General features: G+C 43.2%; 19 protein-coding genes and 1 pseudogene. All 20 read left to right on the top strand.

All coding sequences use genetic code 11. The features are described 5' to 3' along the window. Window positions 1–404: 404 nt before the first annotated feature. Window positions 405–1,640 (top strand): hypothetical protein, encoded by a 1,236-nt coding sequence (locus tag BUB11_RS18290; protein ID WP_073031196.1) that lies wholly within the window; start codon window positions 405–407, stop codon window positions 1,638–1,640. 176 nt (window positions 1,641–1,816) lie between these two features. Continuing rightward, on the top strand, window positions 1,817–3,115 hold the full coding sequence (locus tag BUB11_RS18285; RefSeq protein WP_073031195.1) for an acetyl-CoA hydrolase/transferase family protein: 1,299 nt from the start codon (window positions 1,817–1,819) through the stop codon (window positions 3,113–3,115). A gap of 105 nt (window positions 3,116–3,220) precedes the next feature. Then, complete coding sequence (locus BUB11_RS18280; RefSeq protein WP_073031194.1) at window positions 3,221–4,408, top strand: acetyl-CoA C-acetyltransferase; 1,188 nt, start codon at window positions 3,221–3,223, stop codon at window positions 4,406–4,408. Between the two features lie 39 nt (window positions 4,409–4,447). Next, complete coding sequence (locus BUB11_RS18275) at window positions 4,448–5,587, top strand: acyl-CoA dehydrogenase (RefSeq protein WP_073031193.1); 1,140 nt, start codon at window positions 4,448–4,450, stop codon at window positions 5,585–5,587. Window positions 5,588–5,752: 165 nt separating this feature from the next. Then, a complete protein-coding gene (locus tag BUB11_RS18270; protein ID WP_073031192.1) occupies window positions 5,753–7,489 on the top strand; it encodes a sigma-54 interaction domain-containing protein in 1,737 nt (578 codons plus the stop codon). A 313-nt stretch (window positions 7,490–7,802) separates the two neighbouring features. Continuing rightward, window positions 7,803–8,648 carry a 3-hydroxybutyryl-CoA dehydrogenase gene (locus BUB11_RS18265; RefSeq protein WP_073031191.1) on the top strand — a complete coding sequence of 282 codons (846 nt, stop codon included), beginning with the start codon at window positions 7,803–7,805 and terminating at the stop codon, window positions 8,646–8,648. 27 nt (window positions 8,649–8,675) lie between these two features. Next, a complete protein-coding gene (locus BUB11_RS18260; RefSeq protein ID WP_073031190.1) occupies window positions 8,676–9,458 on the top strand; it encodes a short-chain-enoyl-CoA hydratase in 783 nt (260 codons plus the stop codon). Between the two features lie 71 nt (window positions 9,459–9,529). After that, a complete protein-coding gene (locus tag BUB11_RS18255; protein ID WP_073031189.1) occupies window positions 9,530–10,669 on the top strand; it encodes an acyl-CoA dehydrogenase in 1,140 nt (379 codons plus the stop codon). 119 nt (window positions 10,670–10,788) lie between these two features. Then, window positions 10,789–11,967, top strand: coding sequence for an acetyl-CoA C-acetyltransferase (locus BUB11_RS18250; protein ID WP_073031188.1), 1,179 nt, complete (start codon window positions 10,789–10,791; stop codon window positions 11,965–11,967). A gap of 142 nt (window positions 11,968–12,109) precedes the next feature. After that, complete coding sequence (locus tag BUB11_RS18245; protein ID WP_073031187.1) at window positions 12,110–13,438, top strand: acetyl-CoA hydrolase/transferase family protein; 1,329 nt, start codon at window positions 12,110–12,112, stop codon at window positions 13,436–13,438. A 198-nt stretch (window positions 13,439–13,636) separates the two neighbouring features. Further along, entirely contained in the window at window positions 13,637–14,344 is a 708-nt protein-coding gene (locus BUB11_RS18240) for a CPBP family intramembrane glutamic endopeptidase (RefSeq protein ID WP_073031186.1), read from the top strand. A gap of 26 nt (window positions 14,345–14,370) precedes the next feature. Further along, on the top strand, window positions 14,371–15,648 hold the full coding sequence (gene rlmD, locus BUB11_RS18235; RefSeq protein WP_073031185.1) for a 23S rRNA (uracil(1939)-C(5))-methyltransferase RlmD: 1,278 nt from the start codon (window positions 14,371–14,373) through the stop codon (window positions 15,646–15,648). Then, entirely contained in the window at window positions 15,603–16,895 is a 1,293-nt protein-coding gene (locus BUB11_RS18230) for a DUF2201 family putative metallopeptidase (RefSeq protein WP_200797949.1), read from the top strand. Before rlmD ends, BUB11_RS18230 begins: the two co-directional genes overlap by 46 nt. A gap of 100 nt (window positions 16,896–16,995) precedes the next feature. Beyond that, on the top strand, window positions 16,996–17,343 hold the full coding sequence (locus BUB11_RS18225; protein WP_073031184.1) for a nucleotidyltransferase domain-containing protein: 348 nt from the start codon (window positions 16,996–16,998) through the stop codon (window positions 17,341–17,343). After that, the gene (locus BUB11_RS18220; protein WP_073031183.1) at window positions 17,309–17,746 is read left to right on the top strand and encodes a HEPN domain-containing protein; all 438 of its coding nucleotides are present in this window, start codon (window positions 17,309–17,311) and stop codon (window positions 17,744–17,746) included. Before BUB11_RS18225 ends, BUB11_RS18220 begins: the two co-directional genes overlap by 35 nt. 361 nt (window positions 17,747–18,107) lie before the next feature. Continuing rightward, a complete protein-coding gene (locus BUB11_RS18215) occupies window positions 18,108–18,482 on the top strand; it encodes a GntR family transcriptional regulator (RefSeq protein WP_073031182.1) in 375 nt (124 codons plus the stop codon). A 3-nt stretch (window positions 18,483–18,485) separates the two neighbouring features. After that, window positions 18,486–19,364 (top strand): ABC transporter ATP-binding protein, encoded by an 879-nt coding sequence (locus BUB11_RS18210; RefSeq protein ID WP_073031181.1) that lies wholly within the window; start codon window positions 18,486–18,488, stop codon window positions 19,362–19,364. Further along, window positions 19,345–19,971, top strand: a complete 627-nt coding sequence (locus BUB11_RS18205) for an ABC-2 transporter permease (protein ID WP_073031180.1) — start codon at window positions 19,345–19,347, stop codon at window positions 19,969–19,971. The genes BUB11_RS18210 and BUB11_RS18205 overlap by 20 nt, the downstream gene beginning before the upstream one ends. Before the next feature lie 553 nt (window positions 19,972–20,524). Next, window positions 20,525–20,947 carry a recombinase family protein gene (locus BUB11_RS28415; RefSeq protein WP_242947606.1) on the top strand — a complete coding sequence of 141 codons (423 nt, stop codon included), beginning with the start codon at window positions 20,525–20,527 and terminating at the stop codon, window positions 20,945–20,947. Beyond that, window positions 20,938–21,216, top strand: a pseudogene (locus BUB11_RS28410) (recombinase family protein); the annotation flags it as partial. The gene BUB11_RS28415 and the pseudogene BUB11_RS28410, both read left to right, overlap by 10 nt. Between the last annotated feature and the right edge of the window lie 89 nt (window positions 21,217–21,305).

Below are 21,305 nucleotides of genomic sequence, written 5' to 3'. Positions count from 1 at the left end.
AAAGAATGAAAAGTAAAATTGGCTAGTTAGTAAGATTGATACATGTTTAAAATTCAATACATGTATCAAAAAGTAGTCATCGATGCAAGGCCAGGAAATGGAAGCAACCATAAGACCTTACGCCATAAAGTGTAAACAAGTGTGCACATGTATCTGATCAGAGTTTTTTGTAATTTGCCTGTGCAAAAACTCTAGAAATCCTTGATAGGAAGGCGAAGGGCCGAAATAAAATTCAGAATATTTAGTATGGCACAAATATTGCAGATAATTAAGTATATTCTGATATTTTACCAGAAATCACCCTAAACAAAACAAAGGGAGGGATGCCTAAAGAAAATCAATAATGGCATGGTTAAGTTCAAGGATTAAGCCCTGGGAACGAAATGTTTAGAGGAGGTATATTAATGTCGGATCACCAATTGAAAGCTCGCTGGGGTCAGCCCTTAACCGGTATTATTTCAACGGCTTCTTTTTTACTCATCGCACTGATAACTTGGTTTATTTTATCATCCCCCCATGGAATTTTTAAGAACTATGAACACCCTATGCTTGAGTTTTTAGCCTGGATGATCTTGTTTGGTGCTTGGCAGCATATTGTTTTTGGAAATTGGCCTTTTGAGAAGCTTAAACCAGTGACACGAGGAATTGTGATGATTGGGGTTAATATAATAGGAACCTATGTCATCATTTATGGTGTATTTCAAAGTTTTCTTGGAAAGCTCATTCTTCCACTTTGGAGTGTTGAAGCCTTAGTGGCACAAGGAATAACTATTGAACATGCCAGAGAATATGTTGGAGGAGCCATTACAATGTTTGTCCTAATGGGCTTTGTCACCTATACGTTTTGGTCAATTCTCTTTAAAAAATGGCCTTGGGGCGGAAAACTGACCCAGCCTGCCTTAGGTTTGGCAGAGTGGTCATTAACTACGGTCATTACGCTTTTGGCTTATGGTGCACTAATCTTCCCCTTCTACGTAAGTGTGGTTTTAAAACAACCTTTAGCGGCCGCTGCTCCTTGGTGGGGAATACTTGATGGTGTTCCTCACTTAAATTACGTGGTCGGAATCTGGGAATGGATGGTTGTTTACCTTTTCATGACAGCAAATGTATGGTCCGGGAAGCCTTTCCACCTGGTTAAAAAGCAACCCTGGAGCGGGCTGGTTGCCATTATTTCTATCATTGTCATGGCCTATGTGACAGTCAAGATTTTGATGTTTGGAATGGGCGCTGTATGGGGTGCAGTGGATCCGAAAGCTGCTGACGGGCCAGCGTCCTTGGCGTGGCGCTATTATAATACTGCCACACTTGCCGGGTTTACCTTGTTCCCATTTTTAATCTGGAACCATTACTTTGACAATTGGCCTCAAAAATGGGGAAGCGTTGTGGGGTGGTTTGTTCGGACAGGGATCGTTGGTGTACTTGCTGTGGCCCAGTTTTTCATCTATTACTCTGTATGTTTACCCTTATTAGGACTGAAGCCTGAGTATTCTAATCATGCCAACAAACCGCTGGTGTGGCTTTTCTGGGCGATTATCCCCCTTCTCTTTAACGATTGGTTCATGTCGAAAGTTCCCTTTTACAAGTCGACTGCAGAGCATGTGGATGTAGTGGAATCAAAAACTACGTCAAGCTCTCATTGATGAAGCACAAACACTAACGAATACTATCGCTGAAGGGTTGGCTTCGCTGAGCCGCCTATCCCAAAATACACTGGTGGCGAAGTCGGAGTCTCCCCCAAAGCGAAGTAGAAACGGGCCCGATTACAAGAAGTGAGGGTCAAGGATATAGATTTGGAAAAAATACGTGGGGTGAGAAGATGTCAAAGATTAAAGAAATTTACCAAGATAAGCTTCGTACGGTTGAAGAGGGGATCAAACTGGTTCAGAATGGGGACTGTCTTGTGGTACCAACAGGAGTGGGTGAACCACCAGCACTTTTGACAGCTTTATCCGAGCATCGTCGGGAGTATCATGATGTTAAGGTATTTCAGATTCTTCCCTTGAGAAAGTTCGGATATATTGATCCTGAAACAGTCGAACATGTTCGCCACGTGGCATATTTTTTAGGAGGCGCAACGCGAGCAGGAGGCCAGCAAGGATGGATTGATTACATCCCAAGTTATTTTAGTGAAATGCCCAGAATGTTTCAAGATGGACTTCTTCCGGTTGATACTGTCTTTACTCTTGCCTCGCCAATGGATGAACATGGGTATTTTTCCATTAGTTTAGCTACAGATTATACAATGGCTGCAATTCAAAAAGCACGTACTGTTGTTCTGGAAGTGAATCCTAATGTTCCCTACGCTAATGGAAATTGTTTAGTCCACATTTCTCAGGTTTCAGCCGTTGTGGAAGATCAAACCCCGCTTACAGAAGTCGGACTGCCTGTTATTGGTCCGGTTCAGGAAGCGATTGGTAAATATGTCGCAGATTTAATCGATAATGGTTCTACAATTCAGATCGGTTTCGGGGCAATCCCTGACGCTGTCGTGATGCAACTTACCCATAAACATGACTTAGGCATTCATACGGAAATGTTTGGAGATGGAATCTTAACTCTGATTGAAAGCGGCGCAGTAACGAATCGAAGTAAGAATTATTTACCCGGTAAAGTTATTGCAACTTTTGCCTTAGGTTCAAAACGTCTCTACAATTTCATGAACCGCAATCCTCAGTTGGAGATGCATCCGGTCGACTTTACAAATGATCCATGTCTTGCTGGGCTGAATGATAATTTAGTCACAATTAATGCTTCCGTGCAAGTGGATTTCTTGGGTCAATGTTGTTCTGAGAGCATGGGCAGTACCCCTTACAGCGGAACCGGAGGGCAATCAGATTTTGTGCGGGCGGCAAATCGTTCCAAGGGCGGAAAATCATTTATTGTTCTTCCTGCAACTGCGAAGGATGGGAAAATATCTCGGATTACTCCGACCTTAACCCAAGGTTCAGCAATAACTACCTCGAAAAATGATGTAAACTATGTTGTTACGGAATATGGTGTGGCACAGTTAAGAGGGAAATCTGCTAAGCAAAGAGCTAAAGCGCTAATTGCTATTGCCCACCCAAGTTTTCGTGAAGAACTTACGGAAGCAGCAAAGAAAATGAATTTACTTTAAAACTTAATGAGATGGATGAAAATAGATTGTGGAAAATATTCCGAAATATGAGATAATATTTTTTGTAGAGAGGAACGCGGCAATATGAGTAAGGAGAGAGATTAAATGTCTAGAGCAGTAATTGTAAGTGCAGCAAGAACCCCTTTCGGTACAATGGGCGGAAGTTTGAAGGATATTTCGGCGGTAGATCTTGGAGCACATGTCATTCGAGAAGCGCTTAAACGCGCGGATCTTCAGGGAGACATGATAGATAATGTTCTTATGGGGATGGTTATCCAGGGTGGAGCAGGACAGATTCCCTCGCGGCAAGCGAGTATCAAAGCCGGACTCCCATTGGAAGTAACCTCAGAGACGATCAACAAAGTATGTGCTTCCGGAATGCGAGCTGTGACCTTGGGTGAGACCATCATACGCGCAGGAGATGCGGAGGTTATTATTGCCGGTGGAATGGAAAGTATGTCTAATGCACCATTTGCTTTGAAAAAGGGACGCTTTGGCTATCGTATGGGGAATGACAGCCTGATAGATTTAATGGTAAACGATGGATTGTGGTGTGCTTTTCACAATGTTCATATGGCAATTCACGGCTCTACAGTAGCCAGAGAATATGGAATTTCACGTGAAGAACAGGATGAATTTGCTCTGAGGTCCCAACAATTGGCCTCTAAGGCTATCGAAGAGGGAAAGTTTGTGGATGAGATTGCTCCAGTGGATATCCCGCAACGAAAAGGGGAGGCACTTTGCTTTGCGAAGGATGAAGGACCTCGACGAGATGCCACTCTGGCAAAGCTTGCAGCCCTACCACCTATTTTTGTAAAAGATGGAACTGTTACAGCAGGGAATGCCCCTGGAGTGAATGATGGTGCCGGTGCAATGGTCTTAATGAGTGAGGAAAAGGCGCGTGAAATGGGTAAAAAGCCTCTGGCAACAATCCTTGGGCATGCCAGTGTAGCACAAGAACCGGCCTATATTGCCACAACCCCAGGACTGGCCATCAATAAACTCCTCAAACAAAAGGGAATGAACATTCAAGATATAAACTTAATTGAAGCTAATGAAGCTTTTGCGGCAGTTGCCCTCACAAGTCAAAAGATAGCTAAGTGGGATCCAGCGATTGTCAATGTCAATGGAGGGGCTATTGCCTTAGGGCATCCCATTGGGGCCAGTGGAGCAAGAGTCATTATGACCTTAATTTATGAATTGCGCCGTCGTGGGGGCGGAATTGGGATTGCCGCGATTTGCAGCGGGGCAGCGCAAGGGGATGCAATCATGCTGGAAGTGTACGGAGAGTAAGGACAGAGTAGAATTGCGAATCGAAAGTGGGCGGAAAGAGTGGATTTTCAATTTAATGATGATCAATTAATGATGCAGAAGATGGTGCGGGATTTCGTCCAAGAGGAAATCGTTCCCTTAGCAATGATCACTGATGAAACCCATGAATACCCTTTAAAAACCATTCGTAAAATGGGTGAGCTTGGATTAATGGGGATACCTATCCCGGAAGAATACGGTGGCTCAGGTTCGGACTTCTTATCTTATATCTTGGCTATTGAAGAAATCGCCAAAGGATGTGCTTCTACAGCCGTTATCTTAGCAGTGCATACGTCTGTGGGAACTTTTCCAATTCTTTATTTTGGAACTGAAGAGCAGAAGAGGAAATATCTTCCTAATCTGGCAAGTGGTAAATTTATTGGAGCTTTCGCTTTGACAGAAGCGAATGCCGGTTCAGACGCATCTAGCCTGCAAACGACTGCGATACGTAAAGGAGACCACTACATCCTCAATGGATCAAAGCGTTTTATCACCAATGCGGGTTATGCGGACGTCTATTTAGTCATGGCTTCTACAGATCGAGGGAAGGGGCCGCATGGGGTGACTTCTTTTCTGGTCGATAAGGATACACCTGGATTTAAAATCGGGAAAAAAGAAGAAAAGATGGGCCTGAATGGATCCGCAACCTGTGAATTAATTTTTGAAGATGCCATAGTTCCGGCAGAAAACCTTTTGGGCTCTGAAGGGCAAGGCTTTAAAGTCGCGATGTCCCTGCTGGACGGCGGACGGATTGGGATTGGCGCACAAGCCTTGGGGATAGCAGAAGCGGCGCTGGAGGCGGCATTAGCTTATTCCCAAGAACGTGTACAGTTTAAACAAACCATCGGTAATTTCCAAGGAATTCAATTCATGTTAGCAGATATGGCAACTCAAATCGAAGCGTCGAAATTGCTGATTTACCAAGCGGCCTCGCTGAGGATGGCCGGACTGCCTTACAGTAAACAGGCCTCGATGGCCAAGATGTTCGCGAGCGATACCGCAGTTAAGGTGACGGCAGATGCGGTGCAGATTTTTGGGGGGTATGGTTATTGCAAAGAGTATAAAGTTGAGCGCTATATGCGAGATGCAAAGATCACACAAATTTATGAAGGAACAAATCAGATTCAGAGAATTGTGATTGCGAAACACATGAGAGCTTAGAGAATCGGACCGACTGCATGAGAAAAAGCTCATAACACAAAGCACTTCTTCGATTCGGAGAGGTGCTTTGTGAAGTAGCGCTAATGTTTAACTAAGGGTCAATAAAGGAATTTTCTCTTTTTGGGCGAATTATTTGATAATATCAGATTGCAGGAGGTTTGACCAATGTTGCTTGAGGGACAAAACTTTTCGATTACCCTTGATGAAATATTAGATAACACAAATAATGCAATTATTGCCGTTGACCCTCAAGGTATGATTATATACGCTAATCGGGCAGTTTTTAATATCCTTAAGATTCCAGTCAGCAATATTATTGGGCACCCTATCACCAATCATTTCCCTGAAACAGGGTTAATGCGGGTTTTCGAAACAGGTATAGCTGAGTTAGCCCAGAGGTTATCCCTTAATGATACGATTTTATTAAGCAATCGAACTCCAATCTATGTTCATGGAGAACTTGTGGGGGCCGTCGCTGTATTTCAAGACATTACGATTCTGCAGAATTTCCTTGACAGTTTAGTAATCGAACATGAGAAAACCAAGCAACTTCAACGTACTCTTGAAGTCGTTCTGAACACAGCCTATGACGGGCTCATTGTGGTAAACAAAAAGGGAATTGTCACTATGACGAATCAGGCATTTTCTAGTTTTTTTGATCAAAAGCCAGAGGACCTGGTAGGCAGACCTATTACAGAAATTTACGATAATCCAAAATTTACGGAAGTCCTGGAAACTGCCCAACCAGTGCACGGATACATACATGATCTAAATGGACATGAAATAATTGCCAGCAGAGTTCCGATTATACAGGACGGTAAAATCGTAGGCGCTTTAGGTAAGGTTGTTTTTAAAGATGTTAACGAACTCTATGCTTTAACCAAAAAGATTGATTCTCTGCGTTCTGAACTTGACTATTATAAGAGGACGGTGTCAGAGAACAATTCTTCAGCTCTCGAGTTGTTGCATGGGAGAAATCGTATTATGAGTTCGTTGATACAGACTACTTTACGCGTGGCTAAATCTGGATCGACGGTACTTCTAAGGGGAGAAAGCGGGACAGGGAAAGAATTATTCGCTCTGCTATTGCATGCGCAAAGCTCCCGCAGTGAAGGTCCCTTTATTAAGGTGAACTGTGCAGCCATACCTGAAAATCTGCTCGAATCTGAAATGTTTGGTTACGATGAAGGGGCATTTACCGGTGCAAGGAAAGGGGGAAAGATAGGTAAGTTTGAATTGGCTAATGGGGGAACTCTTTTCCTGGATGAAATTGGGGATATGGAAATGAGTATGCAAGCTAAGCTGTTAAGGGTAATTCAGGAACGAGAAGTGGAACGCTTAGGAAGTAATAAATCTCATAAAGTAGATTTCCGGTTGGTTGCTGCGACTAATCGTGATCTCGAGGGGATGATTCGGGATAAACAATTTCGCGAAGACTTATATTATCGCTTAAACGTAGTAACCTTGACGATTCCACCCTTACGAGAAAGGATAGATGACCTGGGAATTCTGATTAAAACATTTATTAAGAAGTTTAATCTTCAGTTTGCTCAATCGGTGACGGGAATCACAGATGAGGCAAAAGACGTTCTGAAGAAACATCGCTGGCCAGGTAATATCCGGGAGCTTGAGAATATTATTGAAAGGGCCTTTAACATGGTTGACGGTACTGAAATTGAACTCAAGCATTTGCCAAGCTACCTGCAAATAATAGCCAGTCATGATATACGACCTTATGTTGAAGGGTCGTTAGAAACGATTCTTAATGAAGTGGAAAAGGATGCTCTTATCATTGCGCTTAAAAATACCAATGGAAATAAAGTTCAGGCCGCAAAATCCTTGGGTTTGTCGAGAGCAGGCTTATATAAGAAACTAATTAAACATCAATTGCACAAGTTGTAATAGATAGGTAAAAAGGGAATTAAAGTATGTCTACTTTTTGATAAGTGTATCTATTTGTAGACAGTGTTTAACATCAGCTGTAGTACAGATTGTAGAGTTTTTGCCTGATATATGTATACTAATGTGTACATATATTTGATTTTCAAAGATTTGTAGTATCAATCGAGTTAAATGCTTAGAAGCTTGATATCAGCAGACATTAAATTATCTAAAGATACAGAATATTCGTTGGCATGTTAATTGCAAGATTATTCAGTAAGATTCCTAATCACCTATAAAAGGTCTTGTAATTAAAACAAAAGGAGGATTAAGTGTGAAGACTATTATGGTTATTGGAGCTGGACAGATGGGTGGTGGAATCGCCCAAGTTGCTGCCCAAGCAGGTTACTCAGTCATTTTAAATGACATCAAAGAGGAATTTGTGAACAGGGGTTTCGGAATTATTGATAAGAATCTAAGTAGAAGTATAGAAAAGGGAAAACTTAAGGCAGAAGAAAAGGATCTGATTTTAAGTCGTATTACTAAATCAATTACTCTGCAAGATGCGGTATCAGCTGACTTAGTGATTGAAGCAGCAATAGAGAATATGGGAATAAAGGCCCAGATTTTTTCTCAATTGGATGTCATATGCCCAGAGCATACAATTCTTTCTACTAATACCTCTTCATTACCAATTACTGAGATTGCCGCTTTTACAAAACGGCCTGATCGAGTCATAGGGATGCACTTCATGAATCCCGTTCCAGTGATGAAGTTGGTAGAGGTTATTCGAGGCCTTGCCACCAGTGATGAAGTGTATAAAACAATCGAAGATCTCAGCTTAAAAATGGGTAAAACCCCTGTGGAAGTCAACGATGCCCCAGGTTTTGTTGCTAATAGGGTCTTAATCCCCATGATTAACGAAGCTGTCTATACGCTTTATGAAGGAATAGCCTCTGTCGAGGCAATTGATAACGTCATGAAATTAGGTATGAATCATCCGATGGGTCCCTTAGCGTTAGGAGATTTAATCGGCTTGGACACGGTTCTATCGATTATGGAAGTCCTTCATGAGGGATTAGGCGATAAATATCGCCCATGCCCATTACTCCGAAAATATGTCAAAGCGGGCTGGCTTGGCCGGAAATCCGGTCGCGGCTTCTATAAATACGATGCTTAACTCCAACGTGCAAGGAGGGCAAACTATATGAACTATACCAATCTGTTACTGGAAAAGAACGGTGCGGTCGCGGTTCTAACCATTAATCGCCCAAAAGCTTTGAATGCCTTAAACAGTGACACCTTGAAGGAACTATCCGCCCTGCTCGATGAGTTGGGGAGTGACTCCAGTGTCAAAGCTGTAATTCTTACAGGCAGCGGGGATAAGGCCTTTATCGCTGGGGCAGATATTTCTCAGATGAAAGATTTTAATGCTATAGAAGGCCGCCGCTTTGCCCAACTGGGGCATGCAACCTTCCGAAAACTTGAATTGATGCCACAGCCGGTAATTGCAGCCATCAATGGATTCGCTTTAGGTGGCGGTTGCGAATTAGCTATGGCCTGCGATATTCGTATAGCTGGTGAGAATGCAAAGTTTGGCCAACCGGAAGTAACTCTCGGACTTACAGCAGGATTTGGAGGGACTCAGCGTTTACCTCGTTTAGTCGGCACCGGCATAGCTAGTGAGTTACTATTTACCGGAGACGTTATTGATGCTAAAGAGGCCTATCGTATCGGGTTAGTGAATAAAGTCTATCCTTTAGATACTCTCATGGAAGAAGCTCTAAAGCTTGCGAAACGCATTTCCGGAAGGGCACCTGTAGCAGTTCAGCTGAGTAAGAGTGCAATCCAACGCGGTATTAATATGGACTTAGATAGCGCCCAAGCCTTTGAAGCGGAAGTTTTTGGACTGACTTTTAGCACACAAGACCAAACCGAGGGATGCGGCGCCTTTTTAGAAAAGCGTAAACCCGTCTTTGAAGGAAAATAACTTTCAACCTTAAAAGACGAGCCTTTAGGTGAGACACAAATTAAATTTTATAAATGAGAGGATTGATTTATATGAATTTTGATTTAACTGAAGACCATATTATGATGCGAAAAATGGTGCGGGATTTTGCTGAGAAAGAATGCGGCCCGGGAGCAGAAGAACGCGATGAGACCGAAGAGTTTTCTGTGGATATATGGAAAAAGGCTGGAGAGCTGGGCCTGGCAGGTGTTACATTTCCTGAAGAGTACGGCGGTGTTGGCGCGGACTATATTTCCTATGCTATTACCGTCGAAGAACTTTCTCGCGTCGATGCATCTGTGGGAGTAACCATTTCTGCCCATGCCAGTCTGTGTGCTAATCCAATTGCTTTGTTTGGAACTGAAGAGCAGAAGAAGAAATACTTAGTTCCGTTGGCTACAGGAGAGAAGCTCGGAGCATTCGGGTTGACAGAGCCTATGGCTGGATCGGATGCATCAGGAACTCGGACAATGGCTGTCCGTGATGGCAATGATTACATCATAAACGGCACTAAATGTTTTATAACCAATGCTTACTATGCCGATGTCTATGTGATCACTGCTCAAATGGATAAGAGCAAAGGAAATCGGGGGATTGCCGCCTTTATTCTGGAAAAAGGAATGCCGGGTTTCTCCTTTGGCAAAAAAGAGAAGAAGATGGGGATTCGTTCTTCAGCCACCTATGAATTAGTTTTTGAAGATGTCCGCGTTCCTGCTGAGAACTTGCTCGGTCAAGAAGGACAAGGCTTCAAAATCGCCATGCAAACACTTGACTTTGGTCGAATCGGGATCGCTTCCCAAGCATTAGGTATTGCCCAAGGCGCTTATGAGCAAGCCATGAAATATACCAAGGAAAGAGTACAGTTTGGCAAAGCCATTTCTGAGTTCCAAAATACTCAGTTTAAACTGGCAGACATGGCAACACAAATTGAAGCAGCCCGTCTCCTTGTTTATCAAGCGGCATATTTAGCTTCTCAACATAAACCTGTTGGCAAGGCTTCTGCCATGGCTAAACTTTTCGCTTCCGAGACTGCTATGGCGGTAACCACAATGGGTGTTCAACTGCACGGTGGATATGGATATACGCGGGATTATCCTGCTGAGCGCATGATGCGTGATGCTAAAATCACCGAGATCTATGAAGGAACCAACGAAATTCAACGGATCGTCATTAGCGCTAATATTCTTAAATAGAAGATTTAATTAATACTTAGCGAAGCGCCGAAAAGGCGCTTCGCTGTAAACCAGTAATTCGGTTTAGGTAATTTAAGAACTTCGGACTATTCACCGTTGCAGAAGGAGAGGGCTAATCAATGAGAGACGTTGTTATTGTGAGTGCAGTTCGTACCCCTGTCGGTTCTTTTTGCGGCACTTTAGGGCAAATGCCTGCTGCCGACTTAGGTGCCATAGCTGTCAAAGAAGCGATTAGAAGAGCAGGGATTACCCCTGAGCAAGTCGATGAGGTTATTTTAGGTAACGTTTTACAGGCCGGATTAGGACAGAATCCCGCTCGTCAGGCGTCAATCAAGGCTGGAATTCCTCAAGAAGTACCCTCCTGGACACTGAATAAAGTATGTGGATCCGGACTGAAAACCATCGTTTGTGCCGCTCAAACCATTATGGTAGGGGATGCGGATATTGTAGTAGCAGGTGGAATGGAGAGTATGTCCCTTGCTCCTTATGTGCTTCCCAAAGCGCGTACCGGTTACAGAATGGGCAATGATACTATCGTCGATTCCATGGTTAACGATGGCTTAACAGATGCCTTTGACAAGATTCACATGGGCATTACGGCTGAAAATATTGCGGAACAGTTTGGCATTTCTCGCGAGGAACAAGATCGTTATTCAGTTTCCAGTCAAAATCGTTGCGAGGCTGCCACAAAAGCCGGAAAGTTTGAGGAGGAAATAGTACCTGTGTCCATTCCCCAACGCAAAGGGGATCCTGTAGTTGTTTCTCAAGATGAATTTCCTCGCTTTGGAGCCACCTACGAAGCTGTTGCCAAATTGCGACCAGCCTTTAAAAAGGATGGAACCGTTACTGCCGCCAATGCTTCGGGGATTAATGACGGAGCCGCTGCCCTGGTTATCATGTCGAAAGAGAAGGCTGAGGAACTTGGCATAACACCCTTAGCAACCATTAAATCATGGGCTTCAGCCGGCGTAGATCCCAAAATCATGGGGACCGGCCCTATTCCTGCCAGCCGTAAAGCCTTAGAAAAGGCTGGGTTGAAAATTGAAGATATCGATCTCGTAGAGGCTAACGAGGCTTTTGCTTCCCAAACTTTGCGAGTCGCACAGGAGTTGCAACTGGATATGGCTAAGACGAATGTCAACGGCGGGGCCATTGCTCTGGGCCATCCGGTTGGAGCTTCAGGAACACGTATTCTCGTGTCCTTGCTGTACGAAATGAAGCGCAGCAACGCGCATCTCGGATTGGCAACACTTTGTATCGGCGGTGGTCAGGGGATCGCTTTAGTCGTAGAACGCTAATTCGGGACAATTGTTTTTACGTTTATATTTCTCGTTACACTTCTATATTCAAAGATAAGTTGTTCTAACGTTCACTTCCAACTTGAAATTAAAGCGTTTTTTATAGATTAGTAATTGGGTGGAGCAGAAGGGGGATGTAACAATGTATATGGAAGAGTATCGGAAAAAGTGTGTCTCAGCAGATGAAGCAGTAAAAGTAATTCGCAGCGGTGACTGGATTGAGTTTGCTTGGGCAGCAAGTATGCCCGGGTTACTCGATGAGGCTTTGGCCCGTCGTAAAGATGAACTTTATGATGTCAATTTGCGTGGCGGTGTAATTATTACTCCGGTGAACTGTATGGAATGTGATCCAACCGGTGAGCATTTTACATGGAATAGCTGGCATCTTGGCGGACGCGAACGTAAATTGGTTCAAAACGGCCGGGCTTATTATATCCCCCTCAAATATTCAGAATTACCACGGTATTTACGGGAAAATGTAAAAACGGATGTTGTGGCTATTCAAGTAGCTCCCATGGACGCACATGGATATTTCAGTTTTGGAGTTACGGTGTCTCACTACGCAGCAGCTATTGAAAAGGCCCGTGCTGTCATAGTAGAAGTTAACGAGGATATGCCCAGCACTCATGGCGGGTATGATCATGCAGTTCACATTTCAAAGGTAGACTTCGTTGTTGAGGGAGGACACCGAGGACTGCCTATCTTACCTTCGGCATCTGCTTCAGAACTTGATCGGCAAATTGCTGAGTATGTATTGCCTGAAATTATGGACGGTGCTTGTATTCAATTGGGTATCGGCGGAATGCCGAATGCCTTAGGTAAAATGATTGCAGAATCAGATCTTAAAGATCTGGGAATTCACACAGAGATGTTTGTTGACGGATTTGTGGATATGGTAGAAGCGGGTAAGGTTACTGGAATGCGCAAGCAACTTGACCGAGGAAGAATCGTCTATGCTTTCGCCGCCGGCACCCAGAAACTCTATGACTTTCTTCGGAATAACCCATCGTTAGCGGGTTATCCTGTGGATTACACCAATCACCCTTTTATTGCTTCTCAAAATGACCAACTAATTTCCATCAACAGTGCTTTAGAAATTGACTTAACCGGCCAAGTTTGTTCAGAATCAGCTGGACCCAGCATGATTAGCGGTGCAGGGGGGCAACTTGATTTTGTGGAAGCTGCTTATAATTCTAAAGGGGGAAAAAGCTTTATCTGCTTACCTTCCACCTATAAGGATAAAAGCGGGCAATTGCATTCTCGCATTAAAGGACAAATGACCATGGGCTCCGCAATAACGGATACTCGTCCAACCGTACAGTTTGTGGTCACAGAGTTTGGAAAGGTTAATCTTAAAGGGTTGTCTACCTGGCAACGTGCTGAAGCGTTGATTTCAATTGCTCACCCTGATTTCCGAGAAGCGCTGATGGCTGAGGCCAGAGGTCTTAAAATTTGGCGTAAGCCGGCATAGTTCTGAAGGGTTAAGGAGGGGGTTTTGATTAGCCCCTTCTTTTTTTATGCCAGTCAGGCAGTCTTGGCGCGGCCAAGTTTTCTATATTTGTGGACAATGTTTGTTATAAAGGTTAGAATTGGAAATGGACTGGAAATTGAATTGCAGATATAATATTTTCTGAAATGAACAGCGTAATAAGATCAGAGGATGAGTGTGATGGATAAAAAAACTAAACTGAGGTTACCACCGCGAAAACCGGTTTGGAATATTTGGCAGGGATTACTTTTAGTCGCTATTATCACAATTATTGAATTTCCACTTGGCTGGTTGGAGAGCCCAAAGGATTTAGATTCTGTGCGAGGGATTCTCAATTTTATCCTCGTGGGTTTCGGAGATGTACTGCTTTACTTCGCAATAATTTTCATATTTCTTAAATTTATACGCAGACCCTTTTCCGACTTAGGATTTGTTAAATCCTCTCGAGGCTTTTTGCTGCTGGGCTTTATCGCTGGAGTTTTATTGTTTGTAGGAGTCGGTCTTTTAGGAAACTTTTTAACGAAATTGTTTGGAACTCCTGCTCCCCAGAGTTTTGCCATAGCGGTAAAAGGGGCAAATTACACCTGGGAATTCATTCTCCTCACTTTTTTGGGGGGAGTCGTTGCTCCGATTAAAGAAGAAATGTTTTTTCGCGGTTTAATCTACCCACCGTTGCGCCAAGTCTTCGGAAGAGGTAAAGGAATACTATTGACAGGGCTCTTCTTTGCATCATTACACTTAGAAATTATTCGTTTTTTGCCACTATTTATTGGTGGAGTCGTGCTTACATGGTTGTATGAACGTTCTTCAAGTATTTGGCCAGCCATCGTTGCCCATGGGACGTGGAATATACTTATGGCCTTTGCGTTATGGATTCAGCGTTTATAGTAAAGTAATCTTAAAGGAGATATCTAATGAATAGCAATAAACTAAATATCGAATGCCTAAGGCTTATATCAGATGGTTCAGGAGTAGGGTACATGAATGGCATCGCCACGTTTGTGCCGGGACTTCTGCCGGGAGAAACAGCAGAAGTTGCAGTGTCAAAAACGAAGAAAAAATGGCAACGAGCGTCTCTTTTGAACCTAATACAGCGTTCTCCAGAGCGCATCAATGCACCTTGTACTGTCTTCGAAGGATGCGGAGGATGTCAACTTCAGCATACAACCTATGCGGAGACTCTTTTGTGGAAACAACGCTGGGTTGAAGATGCACTTGCCAGAATCGGCAAAATAAGTGCGGAGGTCAAACCTACACTTGGAATGGAGCATCCGTGGCGCTATAGAAATAAGGCGCGTCTTCATCGCCTGCCAACAGGAGAATTGGGATATTACAAGGAAAAGTCCAAGGATCAGGTAAACTTCCATGACTGCCTGCTCTTAAGCGAAGGCATGAACCGTTGGATAAAACGGACGGAAGAGCTTTTAGGGGAAGGTTATCCAGAAATACATACCCTAACCTTCCGTGAAAACACCAAGAACGAAGGGCTTTTAATAATCGAGGGAATGCCTGGCGAATTCCTTTCAGCCTCCGAAAATAATGATTTCTTTGAGGCTCTTGCGAAGGAAGGGCTTCGTTCCGTTTGGAATCTTGATGCCGAAGGAAGCCTTCAACTGATTTGGGGAGAGGAAGAGTTCAGCCAAAGGATTCTTGGCTTTACTTTTGAACTGTCTCCTTTAGCATTTTTACAAGTCAATTCACGCCAAACAGACCTCCTGTATAAGCTGGTTTTGGATGCGGTGGCTCTGACAGGCGAGGAGATTGTATGGGATCTTTATTCGGGAATAGGTACTCTGACTTTAGCTTTAGCCACAAAAGCCAAGAAAGTAACGGCTATCGAGGAAAACCCGTATGCCGTTGAAAATGCAATTCAAAATGCCGTCAACAATCACGCTGTGGGGAACATCGAGTTCTTGAAGGGGAAAGTTGAACAGCGGATGATGAAGATAGAGGAAGAACCGGATGTAGTAGTTCTGGATCCTCCACGTGCTGGGATTCACGCGGATGTTTTGCAACGGTTGCTGGAGCTGAAGCCTCAACGCATCATCTATGTGTCTTGCGACCCAGGTACTTTAGCACGGGATTTGGGGGGACTCGCAGCTGGAGGGTATAAGGTAGAGAGTGTGCAGCCGGTGGATATGTTTCCGTGGACAGGGCATGTGGAGGTAATAATCCTGTTGCAGAGGCTGTAACGTTGATGTATCAAGGGTTTAAGAGGACGGACGCAAAAATGTGTTTTCGACGTGAAGGATATCTTTCACGTCTTTTGTTTAATGTAATTGTAGGTGCGTATTATCCAGTTTATGTTTACACAAATAAAAGGATTGAGATGAAGAATGTTCGAATCATACCGCCTAAACCCAAAGAAAATAGAAAACATAGGGTTGCAGCCTATTGCCGGGTCAGCACATCCGGACCGGAGCAGATGCGTAGCCTTGAGATTCAGATAAAGACTTATACGAAGATGATAAAAGACCATCTTGATTGGCTTTTTGCCGGTGTTTTCTATGATATTGAAAGCGGGCTTCGACGAAGCGGTAGAGTGGCCTGTGATTACGTGATTAACGGTTGGCTGGTAGAAATGGGACTGGGAGAGCTGCCTAAGGTGGGAGCGCTTTATGATCCCGAACTGAAGGGACTTTCAGCTGAAGCAATTTATGACCGGATTGTTCTGGACATGAGAACGTATCGAAAGCTGGCAACCTTAAGAGGAATCGGGCTTGGAGATTTGCTGGAAAAGAATGCGCCCGACTGGCGGTCTAGCGGAGATGGGGAAAGTCTGGATGATTTTTATCGCCGTTATCTCAGTCAGGGACTTGCCTATCATGATGAACAAGGACGTGGAACGCTACCTGCAGGGTTAATAGAAGAGATCAGAGCTTTGAGTCAGCCGCCTGTGCCTTGGGATGTTGAGCTGGCGCAATGGTTTGATCAGTATTTCTCACCACTGGAAAAAGTACGTTCTTATGCCCGTCCCAGTCGACGCCAGTCATCAACTCCGGATATACCCCGTCCACAGTGGATACCTGAAGCAGGATCTGAGGAAGGAAGAACTTACGGGGTTATTCTGGACACCTCAGGTTCCATGGATCGTTCCTTGCTGGCCAAAGCCTTGGGCGCTATTGCCAGCTATAGTATTTCCCGAGATGTACCCTTAGTAAGAGTGGTCTTTTGTGATGCGGCAACCTATGATCAAGGATATCTGCCAGCTGAAGCCATCGCTGAAAGTGTTAAGATCAAAGGACGCGGAGGGACAATCCTGCAGCCCGGCATTGATCTGCTGGAGAAAGCGGAGGATTTTCCGAAAAATGGTCCGCTATTGCTGATCACCGATGGCTATTGTGAGCCGCTTAGGATTCATCGGGATCACGCTTTCCTGATGCCGAAAGGGAATAACCTACCGTTTATACCCAGAGGAAAAGTTTTTCGATTTAGTTAGGCGTGAAGTATATTACCTTTTTATACCATATCGTGATATAATAATTACGTTAGAATAATGAAAACGAATAAAACAATAGCAATGAGATCGGGGTGTTTATATGGACGCAGCCGCAAGTAAAGAGCTTGAAACGATCAAGCAAGCTATTTTAGATACCATTATTGTTAATGAAATATACTTGTTTGGTTCTTTTGTATATGGAACGCCTCATAATGATAGTGACTTTGACATTTATGTGGTCATCCCGGATGATAGTATGCGCCCTATCGAAGCTATGCAAAAAATTGGTGGCGCTATCAGTCGGAAGGATATTCGGGCAGTAGACATTATTGTCGGCAAGGAAAGTGAATTTAACCAACGAAAGCAACTACCTACTATTGAAAGAACAATTTTCAGAGATGGGGTGAAGCTCTATGGACAAGAACGGCATAGTCAAATCATGGTGTGATTTTGCCAAGGATGATTTGATAGCCGCAAAATACTTATTGGGGCTGCATCCACTTAAACTGGAAATCATATGTTATCATTGCCAGCAATCGGCTGAAAAGATCCTGAAAGGGTTTCTCATCGACAAGAATATTGACCCGCCGAAAACGCATGATTTGCGATTGCTCAGGAGGATGTGCGGGAAAATTGCAGAAGGCTTCGATGAAATTGAGGAATCTTGTGTTCATCTGACTGCATACGGTGTGCAGCCTCGTTATCCTATGGAAATTGAGATAAGCGAAAGTGATATGCGTCAGGCAATAAACGATGCAGACCATATCATGAGTTTTATTGCTCTGCGCTTAGAACTTAAATCAGATGAAATGCAAAAAGACAATCCTCAGGCAGGTCACCAAATGACATAACAGACTAGAAAAGCGAAGTGCCCGGTAATAAATTGCTTGGCATTTTTTTGCGATAATATTCAAGGCAGAGTTATCCGAATTATCGCCCAAAGGCATACAGAATGTTGCTGCTTGCTTGAACATGCATAAAGGCTGATGTATAAAGGGGTTGAGGCATATTTATAGCAACTACCGAATACCAAAAAATAAGATAGACGGCCAACAGACAGGGAATATATGCGTGAGAGAAGATGCTGAGGGATGAAGCATCTTTTCTTTTGTCATTTTAATACTTTTTATAACCTGCTATTGACATTTCCAAGACCTCATACTAAACTGTGATTACAGTGCATGCACACAATAAAAATGGGGTGGTCCAGTATTGAATATAATCATAGTAAATTCTGCGGAAGTGCCAATCTACGAGCAGATTATGAATCAAATTAAAGCTGCTATTTTGTCCGGTGAACTAAAAGAGGGCGATGTTTTGCCGTCTGTTAGGGGCTTGGCGAAGGATTTGAATGTAAGCGTTATTACTACAAGGAAAGCGTATGACGGCTTGGAAGCAGAAGGATTTACTATCAATATGATGGGAAAAGGCTCCTTTGTCGCCCCGCTGAATATGGAACTTTTACGAGAAACTCGATTGGTGGAAATTGAAAAAAAACTGGTGGACATTATTGAGTATGCAAAGCCCGTTGGAATTTTGGGCAAAGACTTGAAAAAAATTATAGATGAATTAGGCCGGGAGGAATAAAGTTTGGATACGGTTCTGGAAATTCGCAACCTTTGCAAAAGCTATCATGATTTCAGCTTGCAGAATATAAATATGTCACTGGAAAAGGGAACGCTGACCGGCTTCGTAGGGCCTAACGGCGCAGGAAAAACGACGACAATTAAGAGCATACTGAACATTATTAAGCCGGATGATGGAAAAATCACGGTTATGGGTATGGACAGCATTATCAATGACTTAGAAATAAAATCCTTGCTGGGCATTGTCCTTGATGATGGTCATTTTTATGAGGATATGACCTTGAAGAAAATGAAAAGTTTGATTGCGCCTATGTACCCCACCTGGAATGATCGTGCTTATCAGACTTATATAAAAAAGTTTGAACTGCCGGAGAATAAAAAAATCAAAGATTTATCCAGAGGAATGAGAATGAAGTACGCGCTTGTGTTTGCTCTTTCGCATGACGCAGAACTTTTTATTTTGGATGAGCCGACATCCGGCCTTGACCCTTTGGTGAGAAACGAGCTGATAGAGATACTCAAAGACATTGTATTTGAGGACAACAAAACCGTTTTGATGTCAACACACATCACTTCCGACCTTGATAAAATAGCGGATTATCTATTTTTCATATTCGACGGTAAAATTATCCTGCAAGGGCAAAAGGACGAGATAAAAGATCAACACGCTATTGTAAAAGGCGATACTGGGGCATTATTACCGGATTATGAAAGCTACTTTGTCGGTATAAACAAATCCGCTTATGGCTTTGAGGGATTGACGGATAATAAAGCCGCGCTTAAAAAGGTATTGCCTGACAAAACGGCTTATGAAGTTCCCTCAATAGAGGATATCATGCTCTACTATATAAGGAGGCACAATAATGGGCTCAAATTTTCTTAATTTCACAAAAATGCAGATTTCAGCACTAAGCCAAATTGTTTGGTTACAGCTTCTTTGTATTGCCTTATATCCGATGTTTTTCAATCGAATTAACATAAATAATGACTTGGCCAATGTTCTTATTTACGCTGCGGGACTTTTAATGTTGTCTTATTTAATTCTGCGAAATTTTATGTTCAATGACGCAAAATACAAAACGAAATTGCTGTTCAGCATTTTACCTGTCTCGCCTAGTGCAATCATAGGGGCAAGGGGTATTATTATCTACCTTTCTTGTTTAATTGCCACGCCCCTATTAGTTTTGTTTTCCGGCATAACACATGCGATAAAGCCGGAAATGTTTGCGATTGTGCAAATACATATTCTGCCTTATGGCTTCCTGTTGGTAGCCACTTTTATGCCAATAGAGTTCTTGATATTTTATATGTTTGAAACACAAAAAGCGGATATAATCGGTGCGCTTGCGATTTTTCCGTATATGGGCCTTATGGCTCTTTTTTATAACTATTTGATAAATAGTACTCTTTGGATCGTTGTGTTAATTATTGCAGTTTTCATAAATGTGTTTTGTTACAGGCTTTCCACACGACTATATAAAAATAGATAAAGGGTTAGATAGCAGACGTACTGTTCAACTTCGGGCCAACTTGGCCCGAAGTTCGGTATGTCCAATAGCATTACCGTCAAGGCGGGTCAAAGGGTTGTCTGGAGCAAGTGATTGCCAAATGCGGAAACTCCGGGTATACCAGTCAGCCTCACATTCACTTTCATTTAAACGACTGCGAAAGCTTTTTTGCCTCCGCCGGTCTGCCAATCCGATTCGTAGATGTATGGGTAAAAGATAACGATAATTTTTCTCCCGTGGGATATATCGTTAAGGAGCGATTTGTGCAAAACAGTCAGTTTTAAGGTCAGGAAAAGGAAAAGGATTGAACTGATCTCCGCCAAGGGGATACCAGATGGTTACGGCATCTTTTTTGTATCCTCAAGGCATGTGAAAGCCGTGATCCTGTTGCAACGGCTGTAACACTGACGTTGCAAGGCTTAACGAGATTACGGCAAGAAATATGCTTTGACGTGAGTGAATTTATTGCCGGGTCAGCACCTCCGGGCCGTAGCAGTTGCGCAGCCTTGAGATTCAGATAAATGCGTACAAGAAAATGATAAAAAGCCATCCCAACTGGCTTTTTGCCGGTGTTTTTTATGATATTGAAAGCGGTCTTCGACGAAGCGGCAGAAAAAGTTTGGACAAGCTGCTCAAAAAGGCGGCGACAGGCAAAATTGATTACATTATCACAAAGTCAATCAGCAGGGTATCGAGGGATACGCTGGAGATTTTAAAGATTACAAGATTTTCAAGAGAGCGGGGAATCAATATGCATTTTGAAAATGAGAGGCTGGACTCAATCGAGGCGGATAAAGAATTCGAGATTACGCTAAGGAGCATGCTGGCACAGGACAAAAGCCGGAACATGAGCGAGAATATTCAACGGGGAATTCAACGAAAGTTTGAAAAAGGCGAGATTTATACGAAGTATAAGAATTTTATGGGTACACTTGCGTTGACGGTGAAATTGTTATAGTTCCGGAACAGTCAGAGGTTGTCAGAAAGATATTTGACTTATATTTACAAGGCCAGACGTTAGGACAAATTAAAGCCTATCTGCAAGCCCAAGGAATTAAGACTGTAACGGGTGAGGACATCTGGGATACAAAAACGATTCAGAGGATGTTGACCAATGAGAAATACAAGGGCGACACAATGCTTCAAAAGACCTTCACCGAGGATTTTATGACCGGAAAGAAAAGAAGAAATGATGGGCAGCGAAACAAGTATTATGTGAAAGACAGCCATCCTGCCATTGTCTCCGCCGAAGTATTCGACAAGGTACAGGAAGAAATGGCGAAGCGGTCAAGGCTTGTCAGCAAAGATGATGGGAC

Origin of the sequence: Desulfosporosinus lacus DSM 15449 (assembly GCF_900129935.1) — a bacterium.
Classification (GTDB): Bacteria; Bacillota; Desulfitobacteriia; order Desulfitobacteriales; family Desulfitobacteriaceae; genus Desulfosporosinus; species Desulfosporosinus lacus.
Note: the sequence above shows the minus strand (reverse complement) of the source record. Positions and strands in the feature narration are given on the sequence as shown.

Bases quoted from the DNA above. Each gene is read 5' to 3' on its own strand.
- BUB11_RS18290 (WP_073031196.1), top strand. From the start codon at position 405: ATGTCGGATCACCAATTGAAAGCTCGCTGGGGTCAGCCCTTAACCGGT.
- BUB11_RS18285 (WP_073031195.1), top strand. From the start codon at position 1,817: ATGTCAAAGATTAAAGAAATTTACCAAGATAAGCTTCGTACGGTTGAA.
- BUB11_RS18280 (WP_073031194.1), top strand. From the start codon at position 3,221: ATGTCTAGAGCAGTAATTGTAAGTGCAGCAAGAACCCCTTTCGGTACA.
- BUB11_RS18270 (WP_073031192.1), top strand. From the start codon at position 5,753: ATGTTGCTTGAGGGACAAAACTTTTCGATTACCCTTGATGAAATATTA.
- BUB11_RS18260 (WP_073031190.1), top strand. From the start codon at position 8,676: ATGAACTATACCAATCTGTTACTGGAAAAGAACGGTGCGGTCGCGGTT.
- BUB11_RS18255 (WP_073031189.1), top strand. From the start codon at position 9,530: ATGAATTTTGATTTAACTGAAGACCATATTATGATGCGAAAAATGGTG.
- BUB11_RS18250 (WP_073031188.1), top strand. From the start codon at position 10,789: ATGAGAGACGTTGTTATTGTGAGTGCAGTTCGTACCCCTGTCGGTTCT.
- BUB11_RS18245 (WP_073031187.1), top strand. From the start codon at position 12,110: ATGTATATGGAAGAGTATCGGAAAAAGTGTGTCTCAGCAGATGAAGCA.
- BUB11_RS18240 (WP_073031186.1), top strand. From the start codon at position 13,637: ATGGATAAAAAAACTAAACTGAGGTTACCACCGCGAAAACCGGTTTGG.
- rlmD (WP_073031185.1), top strand. From the start codon at position 14,371: ATGAATAGCAATAAACTAAATATCGAATGCCTAAGGCTTATATCAGAT.
- BUB11_RS18225 (WP_073031184.1), top strand. From the start codon at position 16,996: ATGGACGCAGCCGCAAGTAAAGAGCTTGAAACGATCAAGCAAGCTATT.
- BUB11_RS18220 (WP_073031183.1), top strand. From the start codon at position 17,309: ATGGACAAGAACGGCATAGTCAAATCATGGTGTGATTTTGCCAAGGAT.
- BUB11_RS18205 (WP_073031180.1), top strand. From the start codon at position 19,345: ATGGGCTCAAATTTTCTTAATTTCACAAAAATGCAGATTTCAGCACTA.
- BUB11_RS28415 (WP_242947606.1), top strand. From the start codon at position 20,525: ATGATAAAAAGCCATCCCAACTGGCTTTTTGCCGGTGTTTTTTATGAT.